The sequence below is a fragment of the Streptomyces wuyuanensis genome (assembly GCF_900103455.1).
GTDB classification, from domain to species: domain Bacteria; phylum Actinomycetota; class Actinomycetes; order Streptomycetales; family Streptomycetaceae; genus Streptomyces; species Streptomyces wuyuanensis.
In genome coordinates this window covers 1-22,773 of the sequence record NZ_FNHI01000010.1, presented here as the reverse complement: position 1 = coordinate 22,773, position 22,773 = coordinate 1, and the positions used below count along the sequence as shown (strand labels likewise).

The 22,773-nt window shown below is 73.0% G+C and carries 15 protein-coding genes, 1 tRNA gene, 1 pseudogene and 1 riboswitch; of the genes and pseudogenes, 10 read left to right on the top strand and 7 right to left on the bottom strand.

Annotated elements, in window-relative coordinates:
- Nucleotides 1-182 precede the first annotated feature (182 nt).
- From BLT82_RS16025 to BLT82_RS16000, 6 genes and pseudogenes are all read left to right on the top strand, one after another.
- Complete coding sequence (locus BLT82_RS16025) at nucleotides 183-578, top strand: DNA-binding protein (protein ID WP_404204286.1); 396 nt, start codon at nucleotides 183-185, stop codon at nucleotides 576-578.
- Between the two features lie 533 nt (nucleotides 579-1,111).
- Complete coding sequence (locus BLT82_RS16020; protein WP_093655311.1) at nucleotides 1,112-1,312, top strand: DUF5988 family protein; 201 nt, start codon at nucleotides 1,112-1,114, stop codon at nucleotides 1,310-1,312.
- Nucleotides 1,313-1,486: 174 nt separating this feature from the next.
- Nucleotides 1,487-1,560: transfer RNA gene (locus BLT82_RS16015), tRNA-Met, on the top strand.
- A 251-nt stretch (nucleotides 1,561-1,811) separates the two neighbouring features.
- Nucleotides 1,812-2,257: pseudogene (locus BLT82_RS16010) on the top strand (MerR family transcriptional regulator); the annotation flags it as partial.
- A gap of 238 nt (nucleotides 2,258-2,495) precedes the next feature.
- Nucleotides 2,496-3,635 (top strand): PP2C family protein-serine/threonine phosphatase, encoded by a 1,140-nt coding sequence (locus BLT82_RS16005; protein WP_093655309.1) that lies wholly within the window; start codon nucleotides 2,496-2,498, stop codon nucleotides 3,633-3,635.
- Between the two features lie 283 nt (nucleotides 3,636-3,918).
- Nucleotides 3,919-4,054: riboswitch (cyclic di-AMP (ydaO/yuaA leader) on the top strand.
- Between the two features lie 11 nt (nucleotides 4,055-4,065).
- A complete protein-coding gene (locus BLT82_RS16000) occupies nucleotides 4,066-5,097 on the top strand; it encodes a M23 family metallopeptidase (protein ID WP_093655307.1) in 1,032 nt (343 codons plus the stop codon).
- Between the two features lie 157 nt (nucleotides 5,098-5,254).
- On the opposite strand, the gene BLT82_RS15995 is transcribed toward BLT82_RS16000, so the two are convergent.
- From BLT82_RS15995 to BLT82_RS15980, 4 genes are all read right to left on the bottom strand, one after another.
- Nucleotides 5,255-6,583 (bottom strand): PrsW family intramembrane metalloprotease, encoded by a 1,329-nt coding sequence (locus BLT82_RS15995; protein WP_093655305.1) that lies wholly within the window; start codon nucleotides 6,581-6,583, stop codon nucleotides 5,255-5,257.
- Between the two features lie 74 nt (nucleotides 6,584-6,657).
- The gene (gene trmB / locus BLT82_RS15990; protein ID WP_244292009.1) at nucleotides 6,658-7,464 is read right to left on the bottom strand and encodes a tRNA (guanosine(46)-N7)-methyltransferase TrmB; all 807 of its coding nucleotides are present in this window, start codon (nucleotides 7,462-7,464) and stop codon (nucleotides 6,658-6,660) included.
- Nucleotides 7,465-7,511: 47 nt separating this feature from the next.
- Complete coding sequence (lhgO, locus tag BLT82_RS15985; protein ID WP_093655301.1) at nucleotides 7,512-8,729, bottom strand: L-2-hydroxyglutarate oxidase; 1,218 nt, start codon at nucleotides 8,727-8,729, stop codon at nucleotides 7,512-7,514.
- 115 nt (nucleotides 8,730-8,844) lie between these two features.
- A complete protein-coding gene (locus tag BLT82_RS15980) occupies nucleotides 8,845-10,326 on the bottom strand; it encodes an NsdA family TPR-like regulatory protein (RefSeq protein WP_093655299.1) in 1,482 nt (493 codons plus the stop codon).
- Between the two features lie 672 nt (nucleotides 10,327-10,998).
- Between BLT82_RS15980 and BLT82_RS15975 the strand changes: the two genes are divergently transcribed.
- Nucleotides 10,999-13,134 carry an asparagine synthase-related protein gene (locus tag BLT82_RS15975; protein ID WP_107490253.1) on the top strand — a complete coding sequence of 712 codons (2,136 nt, stop codon included), beginning with the start codon at nucleotides 10,999-11,001 and terminating at the stop codon, nucleotides 13,132-13,134.
- Nucleotides 13,135-13,194: 60 nt separating this feature from the next.
- On the opposite strand, the gene BLT82_RS15970 is transcribed toward BLT82_RS15975, so the two are convergent.
- A complete protein-coding gene (locus tag BLT82_RS15970; protein WP_093655297.1) occupies nucleotides 13,195-15,102 on the bottom strand; it encodes a sigma-70 family RNA polymerase sigma factor in 1,908 nt (635 codons plus the stop codon).
- Nucleotides 15,103-15,349: 247 nt separating this feature from the next.
- On the bottom strand, nucleotides 15,350-16,114 hold the full coding sequence (locus BLT82_RS15965) for a TetR/AcrR family transcriptional regulator (RefSeq protein WP_093655295.1): 765 nt from the start codon (nucleotides 16,112-16,114) through the stop codon (nucleotides 15,350-15,352).
- A 338-nt stretch (nucleotides 16,115-16,452) separates the two neighbouring features.
- On the opposite strand from BLT82_RS15965, the gene BLT82_RS15960 reads away from it, so the two are divergent.
- Both BLT82_RS15960 and BLT82_RS15955 read left to right on the top strand, forming a co-directional pair.
- Entirely contained in the window at nucleotides 16,453-18,003 is a 1,551-nt protein-coding gene (locus tag BLT82_RS15960) for an NAD(P)/FAD-dependent oxidoreductase (protein WP_093655293.1), read from the top strand.
- A gap of 244 nt (nucleotides 18,004-18,247) precedes the next feature.
- Nucleotides 18,248-19,948 carry an ATP-binding SpoIIE family protein phosphatase gene (locus BLT82_RS15955; protein ID WP_093655291.1) on the top strand — a complete coding sequence of 567 codons (1,701 nt, stop codon included), beginning with the start codon at nucleotides 18,248-18,250 and terminating at the stop codon, nucleotides 19,946-19,948.
- A 25-nt stretch (nucleotides 19,949-19,973) separates the two neighbouring features.
- On the opposite strand, the gene BLT82_RS15950 is transcribed toward BLT82_RS15955, so the two are convergent.
- Nucleotides 19,974-21,263 (bottom strand): MFS transporter, encoded by a 1,290-nt coding sequence (locus BLT82_RS15950; RefSeq protein WP_208867932.1) that lies wholly within the window; start codon nucleotides 21,261-21,263, stop codon nucleotides 19,974-19,976.
- A gap of 420 nt (nucleotides 21,264-21,683) precedes the next feature.
- On the opposite strand from BLT82_RS15950, the gene BLT82_RS15945 reads away from it, so the two are divergent.
- Nucleotides 21,684-22,187, top strand: coding sequence for a MarR family winged helix-turn-helix transcriptional regulator (locus BLT82_RS15945; RefSeq protein WP_093655672.1), 504 nt, complete (start codon nucleotides 21,684-21,686; stop codon nucleotides 22,185-22,187).
- The last annotated feature ends 586 nt before the right edge of the window (nucleotides 22,188-22,773 follow it).

Below are 22,773 nucleotides of genomic sequence, written 5' to 3'. Positions count from 1 at the left end.
ACCCGGTATACGCGCACGGTCAGACCGTCACGTGATGAGCCGTTACGCCGCCACGGCGGCCGGACTGGTCTCCGAGGACGGGCACGGTGGTCACGACGTCGAGGCGTCGGCGAACGGCATCGCGCCCGCGTCGGCCGCCAAGCCGCAGGCCGAACCGCAGGCCGCGCACCGGAACTACTCCGGTGTGGCTGTCCCGCTACGAGCACTTCTCCAGCGGCCGCGACGCCTCGTACACCGGGCAGCACTACGTCGTCGTGCTCCAGCACGGCAACCGGCTCACGGTACGCAGCCTGCCCGGCTCCTCCGACAGCCCGCTCGCGATGGACCTCGAGGTCGACGGCCACGTCGCCACCGGTACATGGACGGAGCAGACCGCTGCCGACGGCTACTACCGCGGGGCCCGCTACCACGGCGCGATCCAGCTGCTCGTCGAGCCGACAGGACGGCGTATGACCGGCAAGTGGGTCGGGTTCGGCAAGGAGTTCGACGTGAACAGCGGCCCGTGGGAGCTGGTCTTCCAGGATGCCTCGACGACCAAGGCCACCTTGGAGGCGTACAACCGGCGACCCGGCGCCTGACCCCCGGACGCACGAAGGCGCCCCCTTGCCCGGCCGCGGTGGCCAGACAAGGGGGCGCGTCGTGTTCATGGGTACTGGCGGCGCTGAGGGGCGAGGCCTGCGGACAGCAGGCCGCGGCGCTCGGTGGGTTCGGGCGCGGGCGCGCCGTCGCGTCGGCATACGAGGGCGTCGGGGTCGCCGGGCGGGGTTGGAGGGGCTGTACCCGGCGGGGCAGGTCTGGCCCGGCCGTCCTCTCCCGACCGGACAACGTCCGGCCGGGCACCGCTCGTGCGGGGCGCGTCGGGGCCTCGCGTCCCCGGCCCCACGGACGAACCGCGCCGGGCCGAGAGCCCCGTGAAGCCCCGTCAGGGCCCTCGCCCGAGGGGCCGGGCCTCTCCCCTCACTGCGGACGGCCGCACCTGCGGCACGCGCGGCGGTTCCCGCTCCCCCGACGCCCGCGGATGCACCCCGGCCCGGGGCGTCCGCGGGCCCGGACGGGGTGATCGGCGGCGCCGGGCGTGCGGGGTGGTCTCCGGAGGGGGAAGACTGGAGGTATGGCTAGCAAGGCACGCCTCGAGGGCGGGCCGGACGATCTGCGGGGGCAGGTCGTGCCGATCACCCCTCCGGGGCAGGAGCTGAAGATTCCGCATCGCGGCGGCTACGAGCACTTCAAGGCCACGACCCGCCACGAGGACGCCCCCGAGGGGCGGCTGACCGTCTACGAGTGGTGGGAGCGCACCGAGATCGCGGAGTAGTTGCAGGTCAGCGGTGTGGACAGGACCCGGGCGGACAGGTTTTCCGCCCCGGGAAGGGGGTGTCGCGCCGTCGCCGAGTCAGGGGTGCCGGGACCCGCTCCGAAGGCTCCGGGCGGCCGACCGGGGAAAATGTAATTGATCTTGCTCCGCATAGCGTAAGGTGGTGTTCACCGACGCGGGGTGGAGCAGCTCGGTAGCTCGCTGGGCTCATAACCCAGAGGTCGCAGGTTCAAATCCTGTCCCCGCTACTGAAGGCCGAGGGCCCGGGACCACATGGTCCCGGGCCCTCGGTGGGTTCGGGCCCCTCCACCTCTTGCCTGCCTCGTGCGGCCCGCATTCCGGAGCAGGCGTTCGTCCGCGGGGCCGCGTACGTCCGCCGAGCCGCGTAGGTCCGCGGGGCCGGCGCCTCCCGGGGGTCCGGCCTTTTCGACTTGACCTTTACGCAACGTCCAAGATCTGGCGTTCTCGGCATGGAGGGGCCCATCCAGGAACGCCAGGAGTGGCCGGCACGACGAGTCGCACGCTTCGCCACCACGGGGAGCTCGGCCTGCTCGCACCGAGCCGGAGCGGCGGCAACGGCTACCGCTACTACGACCAGGAAGCCCTGGTCCGGCTGCAGCGCATCCTGCTGCTGCGGGAGCTGGGCCTCGGCCTGCCCGCCCATCGCGCAGGCCCTGGAGGGGCAGCGGGACACGGCCGCCGCACTGCGCACGCACCCCGAAGGACGGGCTCGCGCCGGACAGCGACGAGGTCAAGGCCATCGCCCGCCGGCACCGCGAGTGGCTGTCGGCGACAGTCGCCCCCACCAGGTCGTACCTGATCGGGCTGGGAGAGATGTACGTGGCCGACCCGCGCTTCACGGCCGAATACGACCGGCACGGCGAGGGCACCGCGGTCTTCGTCAGGGACGCGACGAGGGTCTACGCGGAGCGCCATCTCAGCGACGACCACCAGCCGCGCCCGGCGCGTACCGGGCCGGTACGGGGCGGCGGCGACGGCCGGTCGCCCGTGAGCGGCACCGTCACCAGGAGGGCCCCCTGGTGACTCTCTCGCACCGGCGCGGCGGCGCCCGCGGGGCTGGGCCGGTTGGCCGATGGCGATTCGTGGCGCGGCGCGGCTGCGGCCAGCCTGAAGGGGGTGCGGTGCGTCCGCGGCCCTGGACGGACCCGGCAGGAGACCACTGGTGCGGCATCGAGAACGCGGCAAGGGAAAGCGGCCGAACGGCGGCCGCCGCTTCGTCGCTGTCCTCCCGTGGCTGCTGATCGTCGGCGGGGCCTTCTACGACCTGGGAACGCCGGACACCTTCACGGCCGCCCCCCTCTTCACCGCGGCGCCGCTGATCGCCGCCCCGTTCGCCTCGATGCTCTACACGCTGGCCACCGGCGTCGCCGCCTGCGCGGCGGTGACCGGTCTGCACGTCTACAGCGACCGGCTCCAGAGGATCCCGGCCGTCACCGAGTTGCTGACCGTGTTCACGGTCTCCGTGCTGGCCCTCTTCATCAACCAGATCGTGCGCCGCAGCGGCGAACGCCTGGCGTCGGCCCGTGTCGTCGCGGAGGCGGCGCAGCGGGCCGTGCTGCCCAGGCCGGACGAGCGGATCGACGGCCTGCAGGTCGCAGCCCGGTACGAGGCGGCCGAGCAGGACGCCTTCATCGGAGGGGACCTGTACGCCGTGCAGAGGACGCCGTACGGGGTGCGGCTGATCGTGGGGGACGTGCGGGGGAAGGGTCTGGGCGCGGTCGGGACGGTGGCCGTGGTCCTGGGCGCCTTCCGGGAGGCTGCCGAGCAGGAGGACTCGCTGGCGGGTGTCGCGGAGCGGCTGGAGCGGGCGCTGGCGCGGGAAGGCGCGCGGGAAGCCGGGTTCGACGCCTTCGAGGGCTTCACCACTGCCGTGCTCGCCGAGATCCCGCGCGGTGGAGGGGAGATCAGGATCGTCAACCGGGGGCATCCGCCGCCGCTGCTGCTCGCGGCGGACGGCGCGTTGCTCGTGCTGGATCCGCCCGAGCGCGCGCTGCCCCTGGGCATGGGCCTCGGAACCTGGGCGGACCGGATGTCCGAGACCCCCTATCCGCCCGGCGGCACGCTCCTCCTCTACACCGACGGCCTGTCCGAGGCGCGCGATTCGCACGGCGTCATGTACGACCCGCGGCGCCGGCTGGGCGGCCGTGTCTTCTCCGGTCCGGAGGAACTGCTGGACGTGGTCGTCGCCGATGTGCGCCGGCACACGGGCGGTGCGGCGACGGACGACATGGCGCTGCTCGCGGTCACCCGTCAGGAGGAGCGGCAGCCACCGCGGCGCAGGACGATGTCCGTCGTCCCGTGAGCAGAGGGGTGCCCGTGTGGCGTGCGGGACATCGGGGCTGCCTGTGAAGGGCGATGCCACGGAACGTAACCGAAAGGAAGCCCTCCGCATAACATTTGACGAACAGTCAGATCTGCCACCCCGAACGAAGGTCGATCAACTTGCCCGTTTCGGCCCTGTTGTTGCAGATAAGTCCTGGCCAACGGCCTTAACGATCAGTCGGAACAGCTTGGAATCCGGCCTCGATCTCTATTAACGTTCGATAACGCAGCGCGGTCGTCCCTGCCGTCGCAAGAGACGGCACCGTGCGCACGCGCCGAATCCCGCAAGGGAACCGGGGAACCACCAATTGGGGTGAATCGGGCACTTCGCCGTGCCCGTAGGAGACCTTCCTGCTCCGAACCCGTCAGCTAACCCGGTAGGCGAGAAGGAAGGAAAGGAGCACGCCTCCGTGGCGTCCAACGAGCCTGCCCTCCAGGAGCCCCCCACTACGCAGTGGGTCCCCAGCGACCAGTGGGCTCCCGCCCCCGGGGCGGAGGAGTGGAACCCGACCGAGGAATCGGTCCGTCCCGTCCGTGGCAGGCACCGCGTCGTCAAGCAGCGCAACGGGCTCGCACGGAGCTCCACCGTTCTCGGTGTCGGCGTCATCGCCGCGGTCGGCGCGGGCGGCATGGCCACCGCCCAGGACAAGCCCGCGGTCTCCATCTCCCTTCCCGACGTCATCGCGGACAAACTCCCCGACCCCGAATCGCTTCCCGGCGTGGGCTCCTTGATGTCGGACGAGTCCGACGAGGCCGTCGCGGACGGACCGCTCACCACGGCCGACAGCCCGGCCCAGGGCGGTGACGCGGGCGAGGCCCTGCGCGCCCGGATCCTCCAGCAGGCCGAGCAGCAGCAGGTCGAGGCCGAGGCCGAGGCGCGGGCGGCCGCCGAACAGGCCGCCGCCGAGCAGGCCGCCGCCGAGGCGAAGCAGCAGAAGACCGAGGCGGCCAAGGCCGCCGAAGCCGCCGCCGAGGCCGAGCGCAAGGCCGCGGAGGAGGCCGCCCGCAAGGCGGAGGCCGAGCGCCTCGCCAAGCTCGCCGCGAGCTACTCCCTGCCGACCTCGTCGTACACGCTCACCTCGACGTACGGGCAGGCCGGATCCATGTGGTCCTCCGGCTACCACACGGGCCTCGACTTCGCCGCGCCGACGGGCACCCCGGTCAAGGCCGTGCACGGCGGCACGATCAAGTCGGCCGGCTGGTCCGGCTCGTACGGCTACCGCATCGTGCTGGAACTCGAGGACGGCACCGAGGTCTGGTACTGCCACCTGTCGTCGATGACCGTCGGCGTGGGGCAGAAGGTCTCCACCTCCGAGACCATCGGCCGGGTCGGCGCCACCGGCAACGTCACCGGCCCGCACCTGCACCTCGAGGTGCACACCCCGGGCGGCGACGGTATCGACCCCGCCGCGTGGCTGCGCGGCAAGGGCCTCTCCGTCTGATCCATCCGTACGGAGTCCCCGGGCTCCGCAGGCCGACGGCCCGGCACCCGTCATACCGGCGGCCGGGCCGTCGGCCGTGCCGTGTCCGGAAGCCTGCCGTCTCCGTGCGAACCCGCCCGGCGTGCACGACCGTCCGGCCGGCGCCCGGCGGGGAGCGTCAGCCGCGGTACGGGTTGAAACCGCTGTAGTCCAGATGCGGCGGGGGCTGCCAGGCGCGGCCCGTCGCACGGGCGGCGTACGTCAGGGCCGGGCCCGCGAGATCCCTGCGCTGCCACAGATGGTGCAGCAGCTCCTGCTCCCGGGCGACGAAGTCCGGCCCGGCCGTGCCCCGCTCGGCCCGGTGCCGGAGGAAGGCGAGCGAGGTGGCGAAGACCTCGTACTCGGAGACGGCGCGCGCGGCGGCCGGGCCGTGGGTGCGGCCCGCCACATCGCGGGCCATCGTGCGGGCCTTCATGGAGGACAGGGCGAGCGGCTCGGCGGGGGCCAGCCAGCCGGCCGCGGCGTAGGCGGGCAGCTCGGCCGCGACCGTGCGCAGCTCACGCTGGCGGGTCCACACCGCCAGCCAGGTCAGCAGTCCGAAGGCGGGCACCATGAACGCCGCGTACACCGCGAAGAAGCCCCAGGGGCCGAAGACGCCCGAACCGTTCCACAGCGCGTGCACGCTCATGGCGAGGAGCAGACCGAGCATGGGCAGCGCGACCCTGCGCACCCGCCGGTGCCGCGCGGTGGCGGCCGCCAGCCCGAAGCCGATGCCCGTGAGCACGGTGAACAGCGGATGGGCGAACGGCGACATCACGATCCGCACGAAGAACGTCGCCGCCGTGACGGAGGCGAAGCCCGAGGTGCCGAACTCCTGGTCCTCGCCGAAGGCGTTGCCGAGATAGAGGATGTTCTCGGTGAACGCGAAGCCCGCCGCGGTGAAACCGGCGATCACCACACCGTCGACGAGGCCGGTGAAGTCCCGCCTTCGGAAGAGGAACACCAGCAGCACCGCCGCCGCCTTGGCGGTCTCCTCCACGACGGGGGCGATGACCGTCGCACCGATCGTGTCCGCGTGCGTCGGGTCGGCCGTGGCGGTGGCTATCCACTGGGTCGCGAACGAGTTGGCGATGATCGCGACGAGTGCCGCCGCGCAGGCTCCCCACGCGAAGGCGAAGACGAGGTTCCGCCAGGGGCCCGGCTCGACCCGGTCCAGCCAGCGGAACGCGCCCATCAGCAGCGGCACCGGCAGCACGGCGAGACCGAGCCCCACCAGGAAGCCCTCGGTGCCGGTCTGTTCGCGCACCAGCGCGAGGATCACCAGCCCCGAGAGGGCGAGCAGCGTGATCAGTGCCCAGGCGCGCACGGCCTTGCTGCGCCAGAAGTCGCGGCGCGGCTTGTAGCGCCAGCGGGCACGCTCCGGTACGGCGTCGAACAGCGGCCGCTCGTCGCACGCCGGGACGGCGGGGCGGGCGGCCGGATGCGGCTGCGGGGACCAGTCGGACACCACACGACCCTAACGAGCGGCACGGACAGTGCGCGACGGCGCGTGGTGCCGTCGGGTGCACCGCATCCGTCCCGTCATGCGCCCCGGCGGCGGAACAGCAGGTCGTGCACCACATGGCCCTTGTCGAGGCCCTGGCCCTCGAACCGGGTCAGCGGACGGAAGGCCGGCCGGGGCGCGTATCCGCCGTCCTCGTGGGTGTTCTCGAAGTCCGGATGGGCGGACAGCACCTCGAGCATCTGCTCGGCGTACGGCTCCCAGTCGGTCGCGCAGTGGAGGACCGCCCCCGGCTTCATCCGGCTCGCCGCCAGGGTGAGGAACTCGGGCTGGATCAGCCGGCGCTTGTGATGGCGCTTCTTGGGCCAGGGGTCCGGGAAGTACACCCGCAGGCCGTCGAGCGAAGCCGGCGGCAGCATCTCGCGGAGCAGGATGATCGCGTCGCCGTTGGCCACCCGTACGTTGCTCAGGCCCTCCCGCTCCGCGAGCCCGAGCAGATTGCCCTGGCCGGGGGTGTGGACGTCCACGGCGAGAATGCCCGTGGCCGGGTCGGCCGCGGCCATCTGCGCGGTCGCCTCGCCCATGCCGAAGCCGATCTCCAGGACGACCGGCAGTCCGCCGAACATCCCGTCCAGGTCGAGCGTGCGCAGCCCGTCGATGTCCAGCCCCCAGACCGGCCAGAGGCGCTGCAGCGCGTCGGCCTGCCCGGCCGTCACCCGGCTCCGGCGCGGCTGGAAGCTGCGGATCCGGCGCTCGTGGTGCGAACCCGCGGGGTCGGCGGCGGGGCCACCGGGAAACCGGGGCTCGCCCTTCGGCCGCGTGGCGGTGGCGGTACGCGGGGCGTCCCCGCGCGGACCCTCGGCGGTGGCGTTCTCGAACTCAGACACAATGCCCCGAGTGTACGGCGGTGGGCATCTTCGGGGGACGGCGTGCGTCACACCCCGGCGAGGTGGGCGAGGGCCCGCCTGGCCACCTCCCGGCCGATCGGCAGCGAGGCGGTCGCCGCCGGGGACGGGGCGTTCAGCACGTGGACCGCACGGGGCGACTCCTTGATCATGAAGTCGTCGACCAGGGTGCCGTCCCTGAGCACCGCCTGGGCCCGGACCCCCGCGGCCACCGGCCGCAGATCGTCCTCCGTGACGGCCGGCAACAGGCGCCGCACGGCCGCGGTGAAGGCGCGCTTCGAGAATGAGCGGTGCAGCTCGCCGGCGCCGTAGCGCCAGTGGCGCCGGGCGATCCGCCAGGAACCGGGCCAGGCGAGCGTGGCCGCGAGCTCGCCCGGACGGACCGTGGACCAGCCGTAGCCCTCGCGGGCCAGCGCCGGGACCGCGTTCGGTCCCACATGGACGCCGCCCTCGATGCCGCGGGTGAGATGGACCCCGAGGAAGGGGAACGCCGGGTCGGGCACCGGGTACACCAGACCGCGCACCAGCTCGGGACGCGCCAGCTCGTAGTACTCCCCGCGGAAGGGCACGATCCGCATCCCGGTCCGGTCCCCGGCGAGCGCCGCCACACGGTCGCAGTGGAGTCCCGCGCAGTTCACCATCGTGCGGGCCCGGACGATCCGGCCGGTGGACGTACGGACCGCGACACCCCACGGGCGCCGGTCGACCAGCCGCACCTCCTCGCCGTAGTGGACCTCCGCACCCGAGGCGGCGGAGGCCTCCGCCAGCTGGGCGGCGACGGCCCCGAAGTCGCACACCCCGGTCGTGCCGACCCGGATCGCCGCCAGGCCGCCGACCTCCGGCTCGTACTCCGCGATCTGGGCGGGGCCCAGCTCGCGCACCGGGATGCCGTTCTCCCTGCCGCGCTGGACGAGCGCGTGCAGCCGGGGCAGCTCATCCCGCCCGGTGGCGACGATGAGCTTGCCGGTGACCTCGTGGGGGATGCCGTACTCGGCGCAGAACTTCACCGTCTCCGCCGCGCCGCGCACGGCGAAACGTGCCTTCAGGGACCCCGGTCGGTAGTAGATCCCGCTGTGGATCACTCCGCTGTTCCGTCCGGTCTGGTGCCGGGCCGGGCCCCGCTCCTTCTCCAGCACGACGACGGAGGTGCCCGGGGCCGCACGCGTCAGGGCATAGGCCGTCGACAGCCCGATGATCCCGCCGCCGATCACCAGTACGTCGCAGTCGAATGCGGCCGCCTTCACCACACACCTTCCAGCCCGGCAGTGCTCTCCGGGGAAACCGTCCCGCCCCCGATGATGCACTGGCCCACTGACAGGAGCGTTAAACCGGGTGGGACACGCGTCACGGGACGCGTACGGCTCACGCCGGGGCCATCAGCAGCGGTCTGGCCCGCTCCCTCAGCTCCGCCACCCTCGGTTCGTCCCCGTACGGCTCCAGCCGGTGCAGCAGGTCCCGTACGTACTCCGTCGTACGTGCGGAGGAGATCCGGCCCGCGACCTCCACCGCGCGGGTGCCTGCCGCGCAGGCGGCGTCCAGGTTGCCGGACTCCAGCTCGGCGACCGCGCTCACCACCAGGCGCAGCCCGTGCGAGCGAACGTACTCCTCCGTGGGCCGGGACAGTGCCTGCTCGGTGAAGCGGCGCACCTGACGGGGCGCCTTGAGGTCCCGGTAGCACTCGGCGGCGTCCGCCGCGAACCGGTCGTACGAGTAGAACCCCAGCCAGGTGGGGTCCGTGTCGCCCTCCCGGGAGCGCTCCAGCCAGCTCTCCGCGGCCTTCAGCGCGGCCCCGGCGGCGGCCGCGTCGCTCGCCTTCGCGTGGGCCCGCGCCTCCACCAGCCGGAAGAAGCTCATCGTGCGGGCCGTCGCCAGGCCGCGGTTGCGCTCCACGGCCGCCTGCGCGAGGTCCACGCCCTCGTCGGCGAAGCCCCGGTAGGTCGCCTGCAGCGACATCGACGCCAGCACGTAGCCGCCCAGCGGTACGTCGGCCGCCGCCCGTGCCAGCCGCAGCGCCTGGATGTAGTAGCGCTGGGCGGCCTCCTGCTGTCCGGTGTCGAAGGCCATCCAGCCCGCCAGGCGGGTCAGCTCGGCCGTCGCGCCGAACAGGGCCCGGCCCACCTCGTCCGAGTACGAACCGAGCAGCAGCGGCGCCGCGTCGACCCGTAAGCACTCCGGGACCATCGACGAGCGCCAGTCCCCGCCGCCGTACTTGGAGTCCCAGCGCCGGGCGTCCTCGGCCGCCTCGCGCAGCTTGGTCACATCGCTGTGGCCCACCCGCACCTGGCCGTCCTCCTGGCTCTCCGGGCCGTCGCCGCCCTCCGCGGCCCGGAGGGGCCGCTCGACGGACGAGTCGGCCGGATTGATCAGCCAGCGGGAGGCGGGTGTGGCGTACGCGCTCACCGAGAAGGAGCCGGCCAGCGACTGCCAGATCCCGCCGCCGCCGGCGCGCCGGCCCGCAAGGTCCAGCCGGTACAGCTCGGTGGCGGCCTTCACCGCCTCGCCGACGTCCCGAGGGAAGGCCAGGCCGACCTCCGGCGCCGGGTCGGCGTCCGCCAGCCCGATCTCGTGCAGCGGTACCGGGCGGCCCAGTTTCTGCCCGATCGCCGCCGCGATGAGATGGGGCGCGGCGCCCTGCGGCACCATGCCCTTCGACACCCACCGCGCCACCGACGTCTTGTCGTAGCGGAGGGTCAGACCGCGCTGCGCCCCGAGGTCGTTGACCCGCCGGGCGAGCCCGGCGTTGCTGATTCCCGCGAGGGCGAGAACGGTGCCGAGCTTTTCGTTCGGCCCGCGTTGCTCCCTGGACATGCGCCACCCCTCGACACACAGACGGCCGCCGGGCATCCGCGTCCGGCGTTCCTCCGCCCTCCCCACAGGGGGACAACTCCACGGAAGCCGGACGCAAGAGCAGGTGTCCGAGCCCCCGGGAATATGCACCCCCCGAGGAGAACAGCAGTGACACACAGGGTAGTTCGCTGCATCCCGACCGTTAAGGGGCGGTGTTCCGTATGGCGAGATTGTTGTGTGTTCGGGTGGCACGCCCCTCGGGGGCCGTGCTCCCGGCGTGTGGCCGTGCGCCCGTGCGTGCGCTCTCCTCCGGCCGAGGCGGGAGCGCTTCGATGAGTGCTGCGTGGGTCGGCCCATTGGCCAGGGATCCAATGGGCTGGGGGACACCGCCGCCTCAATCCCCGCGGGCGGCGGACCGGTCCGGGAGGCGAGTGCCGTCTCCCGGACCGTGTATCTGTGCCTGTTTGCTGCGGTATTTCCCGCTCTACATGGTCTTCAAATTGGCCGAATGCCGCCCCTTCGACGGCGTTTTGCCCTCCGGGAGCCCCGGTGCCGGCTCACGGCGGCCGGCCGGCCGGACGGCCCCATTTGGCCAATGCCAGGGGCGCGTTCACTTTTCGCGCGCGCGACCCGGAGCCCCTCCCGTACGCCCTTGTCGTGGCAGCATGTCCTCATCGGGGCGTGCCGAATCGGGTGTGCCGAAAGTTGTCCACAGGCTGTGGAGGCGCGATGCGATGGCTGGTGGGGTGGAGCAGTATCGCCGCAAGCTTCGGCACGGCGGGAGCGGTCGGATCCCGCCCCTCCGCCTCCGGCGACGAGAACCGCACCGTCCACCCCGTCGGCGCCCAACTCCTCTGGGGCGACCCGGATCCGCTGTGGGCCGTCGGCGACTGGCGCCCGGACGAGGTCCGCGTCGTCACGGCCGGCCCTCCCGCCGGCTTCACCGGAGGAACCCCCGCCATCCGCCTGGCCGTGCTGGGCTGTTGTGCCGCCGGGGACGAGGAACTGCGCGTCGGGCTCCTCGCGGCGCGCGGGGGCGCGCTGCGCCATCTCACCGCCTGGGCCGGCAGCTACACGGCCGTGGTCCAGGTCGGCCGCCGCATCACCGTCACCGGCGACCTGGCCGGCGCACGTCCCGTCTTCTACACCCCCTGGGCCAACGGCACGGCCTACGCGACCGCCGCACTGCCCCTGGCCGACCTCATCGAGGCCCAGCTCGACATCGGGCACCTCGCCGCGCTCCTCGCCTGCCCCGAATCCCCGGAGGCGCTGCGCGACTCCACCCCGTACGCCGGGGTCAAGCGGATCCCGCCCGGTCACGCGCTGATCCTGCGGGAGGGCTCCCGCGAGATCACCGGCTACGAGCCCGTCGCCTCCCTCGCCGTCGCCGCACCCCAACTCGAGCCCGGCCGAGCCACGGAGGCCATGCGGGACGCCCTCGTCGACGCCGTACGCGCACGACTCACCGCGCCCCGGCACGCGCCCGAGACCCTGCCGCCCGACCCGGGACCCGTGCCCGGCATGGGTCCGGCGGAACGGCGCGCGGCCCGCGGTGCACCCGCGCCCGGCATCGGCGCCGACCTGTCCGGAGGGAGCGCCTCCGGCACGCTCGCGCTGCTCGCCGCCGGTCTGCCCGGCGTCCCGGGCACGATCCTCGGCCACGGCACCGGCGCCGGCGAGCGGCTGCTCGCCGTCACCTTCAACGACCTCGCCACCCCGCAGGGACGCGAGGCCGAGATGGAACGCGCCGGGACGATCGCCGAAAATCCCCGGCTGCACCACGTCGTCGTCGCCGCGGGCGCCGAGGCCCTCCCCTACGCCGACCTGGACGGCCCGCTCACCGACGAGCCGGGGCCCTCGCTCGTCGAGGCCGAACGCAATCGGCGGCGCCTCGCGTCCGGCAGCGCCGACCACCTCACCGGGCACGGAGCCCGGCAGGTGCTGGACGCCCATCCGGCGCGGCTGGCCGACCTGCTGATGGACCGCCGGAGACGGCCGCTGCTCCGACCCGTCTCCGCGCTCGCCCGTGCCTCCGGCCCCGCCGCCGGCTCGCTGCTCGTGCCGCTCACCGTCTACCGGGCGGCGCGGCGCCTCGCCCGCACCCCCTACCGCACCGGCCTCGAGACGGCGGCCGCCCGGCTTCCGGAGGCAAACCGCCGGGCACCCGCCGCCGACGGGCCGCTCGGCGCGTCCCTCGCGGCCCTCGCCTGGTCCCGGCCCGGGCCGGCGGCGCGGTGGCTCACCGGCGAGGCGCTCGCCGAAGTATCGGTTCGCCTCCAGGAGGCGGCGACCCGGCCCACTTCGGTGCAACGCCCGGGCGAGGCCCGCGCCCGCGCGGCGCTCGCGCGGTACGCCGCGGACCACCGCGTGATGGAACAGGCCTCGGAGGTGCGCAGCCAGCGGCTGCACGCGCCCTTCCTCGACAACCAGGTCGTACGGGCCGCGCGGGACCTGCCCGAGGCGCTGCGGGTCCAGCCCGGCGCGCGTACCGCCGTCCTGCGCACGGTCCTCGCCGGCGCGGGCGTCCACGACCTGCCGCCCGGCTGGGGAGCGCCGACCCAGACCGCGTCGACCACGGCGACTCGGGCGGGGATGCGGCTGTCGCTGCCGCACTTGCTGGACCTGTTCGACACCCCGCTGCTCGCCGACGCGGGCATCGTCGAGGCGCGGGTGGTCCGCAAGGCCCTGCGGGCGGCGTCCGAGGGCGAGCCGGTTCCGCTCGACGGGCTCGCGGACCTGGTCTCCACGGAGCTCTGGCTACGGCGGCTGCTCGCACGGCGCGGCACCTGCTGGACGGGTACGGAGGCACCCCGCCGCCGCGCGGTGGCCTCGGGCGTACCCCGCCGCCCGACGCTCCAGGCGTAGCGTCGCGCGGGCCGGGACTCCTCGGACACGGCCCGGGGCGGCCTCGGCGCCCCCGCGGAGCTATGTGCAGGTGATGCGCGACCGCGCCCAGTCGGCGACCGCCGTCGCGGCCAGTGGGCGAGCTCCGTGCGGCTCGACGACGAGGCGGAGAGTCCCACTGCCGGCCAGGCCCACGGACACGGGCACCGCCGGGTCGCCGCCCCGCAGCGTCGGCGAGCGCCACCGCCGAACCCCGTCCGCGTACACGGAGAAGCGCACCGAGCCCAGCCCCAGCGTCATGTCGTCGACGCCGACGAGCGCGTCGTACGAAGTGCACTCCCGGTTCAGGTCGATCGTGACGGACGACCGGGCGTGCACGGAGACCCCGTGCTCGTACCGGGTGCCGCCGATGGACATGCCGTGGCGCTTCCAGACCCAACTGCTCGAGCCGAGCCGCACTTCGGGCTTGGTGTGGTCGCCTGCCACGCCGTACTGGAGCCGGTTGAGCTGATAGACGGTCGTGGGCGGAGGAGGCTGCGGCGGCGAGGGCACCGGCGGCTCCGCGGGCCGCCCCGGCGGCTCGGGCGCAGGCGCGGGCGGCTTCGGCGGCGCGGGCGCCGGACGTGCCGGGGACGGCGCGGGAGCCGCCGGCTTCGGCGGTGCGTCGGGAGCCGGCTCGCGGGGTGCCGCAGCGGGCGGGGCGACGGGCGCGGAGGAGTGCGGTGGCTGGGGCGACGGCTTCGGCGCGGGCGGAGGCGCCGGAACGACGGGCTGCGCCGCCGGCGGCCGTGCATGAGGCTTTGACGACGGTGCCGGATCACTCGAAAGCGCCCACACCAGCCCCGCGCCCACCGCGGCCGCCACCGCCGCGGCGATCCCGGCCTTCACGGGAGCGGCGAGTCCCTCCGCCGCGGCCGCGCCGCCCGACGCCGAGCCGGACCCCGCCGGGGCGCTCGCCGCACCGCCCGCGGAGCCGGTCCCGGCGGCCGCCGCGACGCCCGCTCCCGCAGCCGCGCCGCCCGCCGCGATCCCCGCGGCCTTGAGCGAGTACCCCGCGGCGAACCACCCGATGACGGCGACCGGCAGCAGCGCCGGAATCCCGGAGTTGACCTGCTCCAGTTCGCCCGCGGCCAGTCGGCATCTGACGCAGGCCTCCAGGTGTTTGCGCAGCCCGCGCTCGGCCCGCATCCGGAGCCCGCCCCGGGCGTAGGCGCCGAGGCGGTCGGCGTAGCGGGCGCAGTCGCCGCCCGAGGTGAGCGCGGAACTCACATGGGCCTGCAGATAGGCCTGCTTGAGCCCTTCCCGGGCACGGCTGGCCAGGACCGCCGTGGCATTTGCGGTGAGACCGAACAGAGGCGCCACCGCGCTCGGCGGTTCCTCCTCGACGGTGGTGTGCCAGAGCACCGCCTGCCAGCGCTCGGGCAGTGAGCGGAAGGCCTGCAGGGCCATCGACTGCTCGGCCTCGTGCATCGCGCGCACGTCGGCGCCGAGCTCGAGCGTGCCCTCCCGCGGCACATCGGTGGCGCGGGCCGCCTGGTCGGCGAAGACCGCGAAGTCCTCGACCAGTTGCTCCCGGCGGGCGGACCTCGTCCAGGCGGCGGCGACGCGGCGCACCGTGGTCAGGAGATACGCCCGTACCGCCTGTTCCGGGCCCGCGCCTCCACGCACCGCCTGCAGCGTCCTGGCGAACACCTCGCCCGTCAGGTCGTCCGCCGTGTGTGCGTCACGGCAGCAGGTGCGGGCGTAGCGGCGGACGGCGTCCGCGTGCCTGCGGAAGAGCTCCTCGTACGCGCCGTCGTCGCCGCCGCGCATCCGCAGGATCAGATCGGCGTCCGAGGGGGCCGGATGGGAGGGCGAGGCGTCGGGGGTGGGCCCCGACGAGCCGCCCTCCCGCTGCGACGGAACCCGCTTGCCGGTCTCCCCGCCGAGCCCGCCGGTCTCCCCGCCGGACGCTTCGCCGTGCGGCTCGTTGCGACCGTCACCGCTCATCACGGAAGCCCCCGTACCCACCCAGTGACCCGAACACCGGCCAAGAGTGCCATAGGGATTGGGCTGTCAAGCCTCCCCTTCACAGCAACCACTCGTCCGGGAGACCATCCGAATCCAAGCACGAAGCATCCCCGGTACGAGAAGCCGCTCGCGAGGGGCGGCGCCCCGGCGTCCGCGCACCTGGCGTCCGCTCACGAGGCGCCGCGCCCCCGCGTCCGCGCACGAGAGGGATCGGCCGGCGGCCACGTCACACGGGCCGCGAGCGCAGTCCCTCCAGCAGTATGTCCAGCAGCCGTGCCGAGGCGGCCGCCTGCTGCGCCGCGTCCGGCAGGGACGGCGCGGCGGTGGCTATCACCAGCAGTACATCGGCCACGGTGACGTCGCCGCGCAGCTCACCGGCCTCTCGCGCCCGGTCGACCAGCTGCCCCACGACCTCGAGCAGTTCGCCCGCTCCCGCGTCGTCCTGCTCGGCCGCCGGCACCGGACGAGGTGCGACCACCCGCAGTTCGGGCTGTCCGGCGATGCCCAGCCGCTGCTGCGGCACCCGTGTCTCCTCGCGGACCGTGTCCTCGACGACCGTCGAGTCGTCGGCCACGCCCACTCGCAGAACGTGCGGCGGCAGCAGCCGGCCCGCACCAGAAGCGACCGACGTGCGAAGGAAGCGGGACAGTGCCGACCAGGGCTCCTCTTCCTGGCCGAGAGCCGTACGCGCCTGCTCCGTCAGCCGGGACGTCTCCTCCTCGGCTATCCGCCGCACCAGCACGTCCTTGCTCGGGAAGCGGCGGTAGACCGTGCCCACACCGACCCGGGCCCGACGGGCCACGTCCTCCATCGGAGCGCCGTAGCCGAGCTCGCCGAACACCTCGCGCGCGGCCCGCAGAACGTGCTCCAGATTGCGCTGCGCGTCCACGCGCAGCGGCGCCGAACGGCTGGTCGCAGCCGCTCCGACGCGCCCGTCTCCACCGGCCTCCGTGGCGACGGCGACCGGCCAATGCGAATCCTGAATGTGCATGAATGTTCCCCCGGAAATGATGTCGTCTCCCCCCGGAGACTCCCCGCCGTGACGCCGGGGTGAATCAGACGAGTCACCGGCCAGAACACCCCGACGAGGTACGAACATAGTTGAGTCGGGGTCAATTCAGAAGGGCCAGTTCCGTCCGGTGCGCCCCCCGATCGGAGCAAGGGCCGGAACCTTCCTGATTCCACCCCTGCCCCGGACCCGCTTTCTCCCCGCTGACCTGCGTACCTTCCCCCGGTGGGGGCAGCAGCCCCGCCGAAGCGTGGCCAAAACCTCCGGTCACACAATTTGCCGGGGCTGTGGACAAACTCCGAGGAGCGTTGCGTCATGGGATGGTGAAGGCTGCATACTCCCGGGACACGACCCCCGGTACCTCGCCGCGGACGCGCATTCTCGTCGCCGGCGGCGGTTACGTGGGGATGTACACCGCGATCCGTCTCCAGCAGAAGCTGAAGAGCGAGCTGGAGCGCGGCGACGTCGAGATCGTGGTCGTGTCGACCGAGCCCTACATGACCTACCAGCCCTTCCTCCCCGAGGCGGCCGCGGGCTCCATCTCGCCCCGCCACGTGGTCGTACCGCTCCGCCGGGTCCTGTACAGATGCAAGATCGTCAGCGGTGAGGTCCGGTCCGTGGACCACGCCAAGCGCACCGCGACCTTCACCACCCTCGCCACCGAGGAGGAGGGCGCCGGCGCGATCCGGATCGAGTACGACGAACTGGTGCTCGCGCCCGGCTCCGTCTCGCGCACGCTGCCCGTGCCCGGACTCGCCGAGTACGCCATCGGCTTCAAGACCGTGGAGGAGGCCATCGGCCTGCGCAACCACGTCATCGAGCAGATGGACATCGCCTCCTCCACCCGTGAGCCCGCCCTGCGCGACGCGGCACTCACCTTCGTCGTCGTGGGCGGCGGCTACGCGGGCGTCGAAGCGCTCGCCGAACTGGAGGACATGGCCCGCTACGCCACGCGCTACTACCACAACATCAAGCCGGAGGACCTGAAGTGGGTCCTCGTCGAGGCGAGCAACCGGATCCTCCCGGAGGTCGGCGAGGAGATGGGGAAGTACGCCATCCGGGAGCTGCGGGCCCGCAACATCGACGTACGGCTCGACACCCGCCTCGACTCCTGCGAGAACCGTGTAGCCGTTCTCAGTGACGGCTCCCGGCTGCCGACCCGCACGGTCGTGTGGACCGCGGGCGTGAAACCGGCCCCCGTCCTCGCGGCCACGGACCTGCCGCTCAACGAGCGCGGCCGCCTCAAGTGCACCGCGGAACTGACGGTCGAGGGCGCCGAGCACGCCTGGTCGGCCGGCGACGCGGCCGCCGTGCCCGACGTCACGGCGAAGGAGCCCGGCGCGGAGTGCGCGCCGAACGCCCAGCACGCGGTCCGCCAGACGAAGGTGCTCGCCGAGAACATCGTCGCCTCCCTGCGCGGGCAGCCCCTGCAGACCTACGCCCACAAGTACGTCGGATCCGTGGCGTCGCTGGGGCTGCACAAGGGCGTGGCGCATGTGTACGGCCGCAAGCTGAAGGGCTATCCGGCCTGGCTGATGCACCGCGCGTACCATCTCAGCCGCATGCCCACCTTCAACCGGAAGGCCCGCATCCTCGCCGAGTGGACACTGTCCGGGCTGTTCAAGCGTGAGATCGTCTCCCTCGGGTCGCTGGAACACCCGCGCGCCGAGTTCGAGCTCGCCGCGGGCGGCGTCCCGTCCAGGCCGCTCGCGCGCCGCCATGAGGATCCGCCCCTGAGCGCACGGGAGAGAAGGCGGGGCAGGACGCCGGGCACCCGCCCCGGCGCGCCCGGCGCACCGTCCGGGGAGGCACCTGGGGAGGACCGGGGGAGGAAGGGCCCGGACGCACCGGGAGTAACCGAGGAGGGCTGACCCCGCTGTCGGCGCCGTGGGCCACACTGGGCGTGTGACGATAGGTGGACGGGCGGCCAGCAGAGAGTGACATGTTCGCGGCCGGCCGCCCGCCCCACGCCAATCGGCAACGGGACCGGGAGACTTGGCCGGTCCGGTGCGGAACGGCCGCCGGAACCGGAACCGGAACCCCACCGGACACGGTCAGACACACGGGCGCAACCGCGCACGACAACAGCAACGACACCACGAGGCTTGAAAATCCGTGAACTTCACGCGTTGGAGCGCCCGGCTCCCCGGTACGCAGCGTCGCGCCGCAGCGCGGACGGACCGCGGTTCCGTCCCCGCGGCCCGCGGTGAGTACGACCGGCGGCCGGAACGGCAGCCCGACGCCACCGACGTCGTCACCGACCCGCACGGCGCGGAGGACCCCGCGGCGGCATCCGCCCTTCCCTCGCTCGAGCACTTCCCCGTCCGCGGGCTGCTCGACGGGCTGCCCGCGCTGGTCGCCCTCGTGCACGGGCCCGAGCACCGCGTCTCGTACGTGAACGACGCGTACGAGACGGCGTTCGGCCCCCGCGCAACCGGCGCCGCAGCCGCCGCGGCCTGCCCCGAACTCGCCGAGCTAGGCCTGCTCCCGCTCCTCGACCAGGTGCTGCGCAGCGGCAGGCCCCGCACGGTGAAGTCCCGTCGGATCCGGGGCGGTGGTTCGTACACGGTCACGTGTCTGCCCGCCGAGGCCCCCGATCCGCAGGGCGCGGGCGAGCCCGTCAAGGGCGTCCTCGTCTTCGCCGCCGACGTGACGGCACACGCGGAGGCCGCCGAGCGGCTGCGCGCCAGCGAGAGCCGGCACCGCGAGGCCGCCGTCACGCTGCAGCGCTCACTGCTCCCGCAGGAGCTCGAACAGCCGGACGACCTGCGGATCGCCGCCGACTACCGCCCGGGCGGCACGGACGCCGCGGTCGGCGGCGACTGGTACGACGTGATCACGCTCGGCGCCGGGCGCACCGCGCTCGTCATCGGCGACGTCATGGGCCGCGGTGTGCGAGCGGCCGCCGTCATGGGCCAGCTGCGCACCGCCGTCCGCGCCTACGCCCGTCTCGACCTGCCTCCGCACGAAGTGCTCCAGCTCCTCGACGGCCTTGCGTCCGAGATCGACCCCAGCCAGATCGCCACCTGTGTGTACGCGGTGCACGACCCGAACGAGGGCCGGCTGGTGTACGCCTCCGCCGGCCATCTGCCGATCCTCGTGCGCGACGCCGACGGCACGGTCCACCGCGCCGAGGAGCCGACCGGCCCGCCGCTCGGCACCGGTGGCTGGCTGCACTCGTCCGCCACGATCCCGCTGCCGCCGGGCTCGACCGCCGTGCTCTACACGGACGGACTGGTCGAGCGGCGCGGCGAGGACATCGACGACGGCGTCGCCGCGCTGGAGCGGGCACTGGCCGGAGCGACCGGCACGCCCCAGGTCGTGTGCGACCGGCTGATCCGTTCCCTGGGAGTCACCGCGGACCATGACGACGACGTCGCGGTCCTCGTGCTCCAGCATCCGTCCCGCTCGGGCGGTGACGCGGAGCTCTTCCACAACGCCGCGCTGGAACTGCTCGGCGGAGTGGAGGCCGCGCCCCGTGCCCGGGCGTTCGCATCGGGGGTGCTGGCCTCGTGGCGGTTCCCCGTGGAACTGCGCGACCTCGGGGTGCTCGCCGCGAGCGAGCTGGTCGCGAACTCGCTCCAGCACGGCACGCCCCCCATGCGGCTGCGGCTGCGGCGTACCGACCGCCGGCTGATCATCGAGGTCACGGACGGCGACGACCACCTTCCGCGCCGCCGCCGCGCGGAAACGGAGGACGAGGCGGGCCGCGGGATCTCCATCGTCGCGACGATCGCCTCGTCCTGGGGGAGCCGCCGCACTCCCGGCGGCGGCAAAGCGGTGTGGTGCGAGTTCGCCCTCCCCGATCCGGCCTAGAGGCCCGGGGCACGGCCGCCGCCCGTCAGGCGGCGGCCTCGACCCTGTTCTGTCCGGGCCGGTGCCGGGCGACGATCCGCGACGTCGAAGCCGACGAGGGCTGGTCCTGTACGGGCGTGAGGTTCCGCCCGAGCCTCAGGGCCAGCACGCCGATGCCCAGCGAGAAGAGGACGAAGGTCACGATGTACGGGCCGTGCAGCGAGGCCCCCATCGGACCGCCCACCGCCGGACCGACCGCCAAGGCCAGCTGCTTGACCAGTGCGAACGCCGAGTTGTACTGCCCGACCATCGACTCCGGCGCGAGGTCCGCGACGAGCGGTGCCACGGTCGGCGACAGCATCGCCTCGCCCAGCCCGAACAGCGCGTACGTCGAGATGAACGCGGCCGTCGCCATCGCCTGCCCGCCGTGCCCGAGTCCCGCGTATCCGGCGACAAGCCAGGCCACGGCCCAGATCAGCCCGACCGCGGCGATGACGCGCGAACGGCGGCGGCGCTCGACGAACCGCAGCACGAGGAACTGCGCCAGCACGATCACCGCGGTGTTGGCCGCCAGGGCGTAGCCGAGCGCCGCCGGGTCGATCCCCGCGGCCTCGGTGCCGTAGGCCGCCAGGCCCGATTCGAACTGGCCGTAGCAGGCGAAGAAGAGCACGAAGCCGAGGACGCACAGCTGCACCATCGCGCGGTGTCCGAGCACGGCCCGCATGCCGCCCTTGGCCCTGGCCTCCTCGTTCTCCGGCATCACGTCGGGGATCGACGGCGCCTTCGGCATCCGAACGGTCGCCGCGATCACGGCCAGGACGACGAACATCGCAGCCTCGATCGAGAACAGCAGCGTGAAGCTGCCGGGCCGGCTCTTGTCGACGATCTGCCCGCCGAACAGGCCGCCGATGCCCAGGCCCAGGTTCTGCAGGAAGAACTGCATGGCGAACGCCCGCGTCCGGGTGGACGGGGTGGAGCACCAGACGATCATCGTGGCCAGCGCCGGCTGCATCACGGCAGTGCCCGCGCCCAGCAGGGCCGCGGCCAGCACGGCGGCGGGGACGCTGTCCGCCAGGCCCATGGCCAGCGCGCCGCCGGAAGCCAGCACCGCGGCCGCGACGAGCACGGGCAGCGGCCCGCGCCGGTCGATGGTCCGCCCGGTGAAGGGGAGCACGACGAGCGCGGCCATGGCGAAGACGGCGAGCACGGCGCCCGCCGTACTCGCCCCCAGGTCCCGCACCTGCGCGACATACACATAGAGGTACGGAACGGTGAACCCGAGCCCGAACGCACTCAGCACGTTCCCTGCCTGGATCCGGCGCATCGCTGCGCCCATCGCCTTGGTCACACTCACCTGCCTCGGTCGGCCAGTCCGGAGGACTGAAGCTTGAAGACTTAGAAACTAAAGTTAGAACCTCAACAGTACACATCGAAGGACTTAGAACCAAACCAGCGGCATGGGATAGTGAGGCGCATGTCCGACACCCCCGAGCAGAGGCCCGGCCGTTCGGCGCGGACCGCGCAGTCGCCCGCGCCCGCACCGGCCGGCCCGACCGGCGAAGAGACCGGGAAACCGGTGCAGGGCTCCCCGGCCGGCGCGGCCGCCCCCTCCTCTTCTTCTCGCTCCTCCTCCACCGGTTCTGCCGACTCCTCGCGTTCGCGTGCCTCCGGTTCCGCCTCGTCGAAGCCCTCGACGTCCGCCGCTTCGACCTCCGCGAACAACGAGACGTCGCAGGAGCCGAGCCTCGACGAGCAGATCGCGGCCTACCAGCGCGAATTCCGCGACCTGGACCCCCAGGTGGAGAAGGTCGTCTCGGCCCTGGGCCGGCTCAATCGCCGGATGAACGTGGCATACGGGCGACAGGTCGCCGCGCTCGACATCAGCAACGCCGAATGGGAGGTCCTCAAGACCCTGGTGCTCTCCGGCGCCCCGTACCGCCTGGGGCCCGGGGACCTCGCGAAGCGTCTGGGCCTCACGCCGGCGGCCATGACCCACCGCATCGACCGCATGGCGGCGGAGGGCCTGGTCACCAGGGACCGGGACGAGTCCAACCGCGTGCGCGTGATCGTCGAGCTGACCGACGAGGGCCGCGCGAAGTGGCTGGAGGCCATGCGTATGGCGACGGACTTCGAGGAAGACCTGCTCCAGGACCTCAGTGGCGAGGAACGCGGAGTCCTCGGGGAGATGCTGATCCGCCTCCTGCGCCGCGTGGAGCAGGCCCAGCCCGACGCGGGTGGGCGACTCACCGACCTGGACTAGGCCTCGGACAGGGCGGCGTCGAAAAGGTGAACAGCGAGGGTTGACACTGCCCTCGCGGACCCGTAAGGTTCTTCGAGTTGTCGCCGAGCCGGAACGGTTCTTCGGCAATCGATCCCGCCGCGAACGCGGCAAACCAACTCAGCACGATCTCCCAATCGGGACGATTTTCGGCATGCCGAAATTCATTTCGATCGGCTCGATTATGAGCCGACTGGGAAATGGGCTAGAGTTTGGACGTCGGAACGGCCCGGTGGCCGGAATGACAACCCCCTCTGACTGGGAATCAGGCCCGAAAGGATCTGATAGAGTCGGAACCGCCGGAAAGGGAAAACGCGAAAGCGGAAGAACGGACCGGCAGCCTGCTCCAGCGGGTGGCGGAAACGGAAATCGGATCTGCTAAGCTGGAAACACCGAAGGGAAGCGCCCGGAGGAAAGCCCCAGAGAATGTTCTGCGGGTGAGTACGAAGGAAGCGTCCGTTCCTTGAGAACTCAACAGCGTGCCAAAAGTCAACGCCAGATATGTTGATAACCCCGTCCATCCGCACGGATGGTCGTGGTTCCTTTGAAAAAACACAGCGAGGACGCT